We start from the raw sequence: 4,832 nt of genomic DNA on the forward strand, positions 1-4,832 counted from the left end.
TCCCAGATGATTGATCCAGTAGCAGCATCCAAAGCGTATAAAGGAATTGCGTTATTCAAATGACATGTTGGAACAAAAACCATACCGTTCCAGACCGTTATACAACTGGCTGTATATCCGGAAAGTGTATTCGACCATATCTCTGTCCCTGTTTCAGCATCAAAACAATAGATATGGGATATGTGCAAATGCCGGTTAGATCGTCCACAGTACACTCTGCCATCAACAACAACTGGAGTTCCTGCGTGTCCATCTGCATCTCCACTAGCCCAGATTCTCTCACCTGTCAGGGCGTCCAGACACCACAGAGAATCGCTGGCTGTGTAAAGATAGCCATCCTTAACTGTAACAGCATCATCAGTTATACCAGTGTGGTATTTCCATATCAGCTCGCCGGTAGCTGCATCAAGAGCATAAAGAGAATCAGAACCTTCGTTAGAAGGATAGTAGACAATTCCATAAACAATCACAGGGGTTGGGAACTCGTGAATATTACCGGTTACTGTCGCAGTCCAGAGTATTGTGTTGTCAATAGGGGCAGGCGACTCTGAAAAACCGTGATGAAGGTCATTCTGCATATATGTGTACCAGTCTGTGTTTAGCCGGGGAATCTGTACAACCGGCTCGCCGTTGAGGGAATAGTGAACTGAATCAGGGAGTTCGTTTTCATTTTCTACAATGGCTCTTACTGTAAGCAGGTCACTGATGTTGTATGATTCTCCATCAACTGGTTCTGTGATGGTTAGACTGGTTGCGGAGAAAGCAATCGTAATTTAAAATGTACTAATAAACATTCAGTTCTCCGTTCTGCGGTCATAAAGCTTGGAATCAGCTGATTGCATAATCGGATTTGCACGCTTTGACGCAATTTTAACTCATTGAGCATTTTTGCTTTCTGTTCTAATTTCAGGCTTACAATGAATATGATAATGTTCCGTGGATTCAATCACAAGGGTTCTGTTTGATGCAACTGCTTACTCGTGAAATTGGAACAAGACCTCAACCCAACAGATGTCATCGTCGGAGAAGTACAAGTAGCATTCATCATAAGCTGAATAACATTCCATATCGAATCTATCAGCAAAATCAACGAAGAGTTCTTCGTGTGTAACTGAAGCGATTGAAGCAACCTTAGCAAGTGTGGAGTGTTCTGTAATCCCGCCTAAGACTGAGTTCTTGTACTTCAAACGATCCTCTTTACAGAATTGAAAAAGCTATAAGGTGAATGTATCTACCATCCATATAAGAAAGTCTGGTTCCGTCTGGGGAGAGAGTGGGGCGGTTTCGCCAGCCATGGCAATCAGGGGATACCACTAAGTAGGATACTATCATTCCGTTTGTTCATCATTGTATGTTACTTAAAACAAAAGAGAAACCTTGCATGTTCCCAAATTGGGTAGTATTATTCCCATTATGGGAAGGATGAATGGTTTGACAGAGATTCACAAAAAGAGTGGAAACAAATCCATTGAGGGAAGTATCGAACTCCCATCACTCGGACTGGCGGAAAGTCTCTTCTCGCGCGTTCAGTTACGTGTGCTTTCACTGCTGTTCGGTCAGCCGGACAGGAGCTTCCAGGGAGCTGAACTAATTCGTCTTGCCGCCTCAGGTGTCGGGGCTGTACATCGTGAGATCAAGCGCCTTGTATCCAGCGGACTTGTTATCGAGGTTCCTCTTGGTCGACGGAAACTGTACCGAGTGAACCGGAGTTCACCAATCTTCCATGAACTGCACATTCTTATTCTAAAAACAGTGGGTCTTACTATACCGGTACGGGATGCTCTTGTACCCTTCACTAACAGTATCCGTACCGCGTTCATCTATGGCTCGATTGCGATGGGTGATGATTCCGCCTGGAGCGATGTGGATCTGCTGATTGTCGGCGAGAACCTTGCGTATCCAGATATCATCAGCGCTCTACAGCCAGTGGAGCAGAGAATCAACCGAAAGATTAGCGTTCAGATGATCACATTAGATGAATTCAAAGAGAAGCGCTCCTCCGGGAACCCATTCATTTTGAACGTGCTATCGAAACCCAGGCTATTTCTGATCGGATCTGACAATGACCTCGAATGAACTGCAGAATCTCGTGAAGATTAGAAAGCTCAAGGAAGAGCCTGGTTCCCAGATAGAGTTCGACAGCCTTGTCCTATCAGGAAAGAGGCGCCTTGAGGATTCGATGAATCCGACACTGTCGTTCGACAGTCGATTCGATCTGGCCTATAACGCCACTCATTCACTTTCGCTCGCGGCGCTACGTTGGTATGGCTATCGCGCTGACAATCGATATATCGTATTCCAAGTACTCCCTCATACGCTAGGTCTTCCCCCCGAGACCTGGAGATTGCTGACCGAGGCTCATCGTCGAAGGAACCAATCTGAATACGACGGTGTCCTTCTTGAGGACGAGCGGTTCCTGGAAGTCCTAATCAAGAGTATCCAGGATATCCTCAAAGGAGTAGAGAAACTTGGACCGGTTCCTGTGCACTGACGGATTTCCTTAGTCTATGAATTCATTTCAAACAAGATTCACTTCTGTTTCTATTTTGTTAAGAATATCAGCAAGTGATTGTAATTAGACAAATCTACTCCGTTAAATCCAATTCCAATCCCATCAGGACTTGATTGCACAGCGATGGTAATTCTGTGATTCAGGTAAAAAAAAAGAACGTTTGCTCATGCTGTAAGGGTTTTCCGTAAATATGCAAGTCTTTTGATCCAGTCTGGAAACGGTTTCCAAATGGAAATCATCAGGGGTACAAAGCTTAAAAAGATTGCTGGAAGATTCTTCAGCAGCCTTTTTAGATAACTCACAATTGACTATAACATCAACAACATACATCTATAATCATGTAATCGGAGGTGTAACATGGATAGAATAATCCTGCAATTGATGGTTCTTATCTGCATTTCACCGGTCCTTTCAGATTCAGTGGTTCAGACAAGCTGGTCTGGAGGATCAGGTACTTATGGACCTGTAACTTCTTGGAGTGATGAATATTATTCGGAGATGGGAATCAACACATTCCATACAGAAAACGCATTGATTCTGAGCAGGGATGCTCTCACTACTCCAATAGAACATTACGTTGATCCAGAAGCCTCAAGTTGGTCATTATGGTCCAGCGATATAAACGGTGATGGGTATATTGACCTGGTAACAACAAAAGAATTCAGCGACGAGTATATCTGGTGTGAAAACACGGATGGTTCAGGAATAACCTGGATCAACCATATCGTGGATAATGCTGAGGGAATACCAAAATCAACATTCCCTTCTGATATTGATGGTGACGGTGATATGGATATCATTGGTGCAGATGAAGAAGCGGACAAGATCAACTGGTGGCAGAATGTCGATGGTTCCGGTCTGGTATGGCTGAAGCACATAGTTGATGAGGACTTCAGTGATCCATGGAGTATATACTCTGAAGACATCGATGGTGATGGGGATATGGACATAATCAGCGGTGGATGGATGTCTATATCCTATATTTCCTGGTGGGAGAACCTTGATGGTACAGGCACTTCCTGGTCTGAGCATGTTGTTGGAGGAGAGTATGTAATGTCTGTCTACTCTGAGGATATCGACGGAGACGGAGACATGGATATCCTTGACGCAAGCTGGACTGGAACAAGCTGCCTGATGGTCTGGTGGGAAAATGCTGATGGAACCGGTACCACCTGGAATGAGCATTCATTATCAGTGTTTTCCTATTACAGCTTCGCAGAGGATATTGACGGTGACGGCGATATGGATGTTCTCTATTGCGACTCTCCAGGTTACGAGATTGGTTGGCTGGAGAACGTGAACGGATCAGGTACTTCCTGGGTAAAGCATGTTATTCTCGATCCGTATATGACCTTTGAAATATGCGCCGACGATCTTGACGGTGATGGGGACATGGATGTTCTTTGTGGTGAGGGCTACATGAATGATATTAGCTGGTTTGAGAATATCGATGGCGAGGGTATGTGTTGGCTCAGGCATCAGATTAGCGATGAGTCCAATTCAAGTCATGCATTCTGCGCTGCAGATGTTGATGGTAACGGTTACAATAATTTCATTTCCATAGGAGGCAGTCCTCTTTCATGGTGGAATATCACTGAGTACTCATCTTACGGTGAACTGATTTCAAGCTCATTGTACCTGGGTAATGACCCTGGCTGGGGTTCAATCGACTGGACCTGCGAAGAACCTGCAGGCACATCGATTTCCTTTCAGGTAAGGGCCTGTGATTCTCCTGATAGTACAGGTATGGGAGCATGGTCAGATACACTTCATGCACCGTGCGATCTTTTTGGTATCCTTGATGAGAACGATAGTTATGTTCAGTACAAGGCAATACTCCAGACAACTGATTCGTTTGTAACTCCAGTTCTTGAAGATGTAACCATTTCCTGGGATCCTCTCGGAATTGAAGGCGCTGAACCCGCTCCTCTCAATCTGCTGCCATTTCTGCCAAATCCATCTTATGGATATTCTGTAATTCGATTCTCGCTTCCTGAGCAAACTATTGTTGATCTGAAGGTTTTCGACATCTCGGGAAGACTTGTGGGTGAGATTCCAGGTGAGGAATACTCAGCAGGATATAACGATGTTCAGTTGGAAGACCTTTCTTCCGGGATCTACTTCTGCAGGATGGTTTCCGGAGATTTCACAGCGACACAGCGCTTTGTAGTGGTGAAGTAGCTGCAAAAGTAGAGAGTCATAACTACAGATAAGTTTTAACAGTTCTGAAGGGGGATCTGTACTTTCATGTGCAGATCCCCCTGAGATATTAAATGCTGAGGACGATGAATTCGATTCTGCGGTTTTTAGCTTTATTGGC

4 protein-coding genes are annotated in these 4,832 nt (G+C 44.6%); 3 read left to right on the plus strand and 1 reads right to left on the minus strand.

Features of this window, described 5'->3' with window-relative positions; genetic code table 11:
* A partial coding sequence (locus K8R76_06120; GenBank protein MCD4847747.1) for a PQQ-binding-like beta-propeller repeat protein occupies positions 1 to 578 on the minus strand: 578 nt, incomplete at its 3' end.
* Between the two features lie 853 nt (positions 579 to 1,431).
* Here K8R76_06120 and K8R76_06125 point away from each other — a divergent pair.
* From K8R76_06125 to K8R76_06135, 3 genes are all read left to right on the plus strand, one after another.
* Complete coding sequence (locus K8R76_06125) at positions 1,432 to 2,076, plus strand: transcriptional regulator (protein MCD4847748.1); 645 nt, start codon at positions 1,432 to 1,434, stop codon at positions 2,074 to 2,076.
* A complete protein-coding gene (locus K8R76_06130; GenBank protein ID MCD4847749.1) occupies positions 2,063 to 2,491 on the plus strand; it encodes a hypothetical protein in 429 nt (142 codons plus the stop codon). The genes K8R76_06125 and K8R76_06130 overlap by 14 nt, the downstream gene beginning before the upstream one ends.
* A gap of 378 nt (positions 2,492 to 2,869) precedes the next feature.
* On the plus strand, positions 2,870 to 4,693 hold the full coding sequence (locus K8R76_06135) for a T9SS type A sorting domain-containing protein (GenBank protein ID MCD4847750.1): 1,824 nt from the start codon (positions 2,870 to 2,872) through the stop codon (positions 4,691 to 4,693).
* Positions 4,694 to 4,832 lie beyond the last annotated feature (139 nt).

The sequence above is a fragment of the Candidatus Aegiribacteria sp. genome (assembly GCA_021108435.1).
In the GTDB taxonomy this organism is placed as follows: Bacteria; Fermentibacterota; Fermentibacteria; order Fermentibacterales; family JCC-6; genus Aegiribacteria.

Coding starts and splice junctions, on each gene's coding strand:
- K8R76_06130 (MCD4847749.1), top strand. CDS start 2,063: ATGACCTCGAATGAACTGCAGAATCTCGTGAAGATTAGAAAGCTCAAG.
- K8R76_06135 (MCD4847750.1), top strand. CDS start 2,870: ATGGATAGAATAATCCTGCAATTGATGGTTCTTATCTGCATTTCACCG.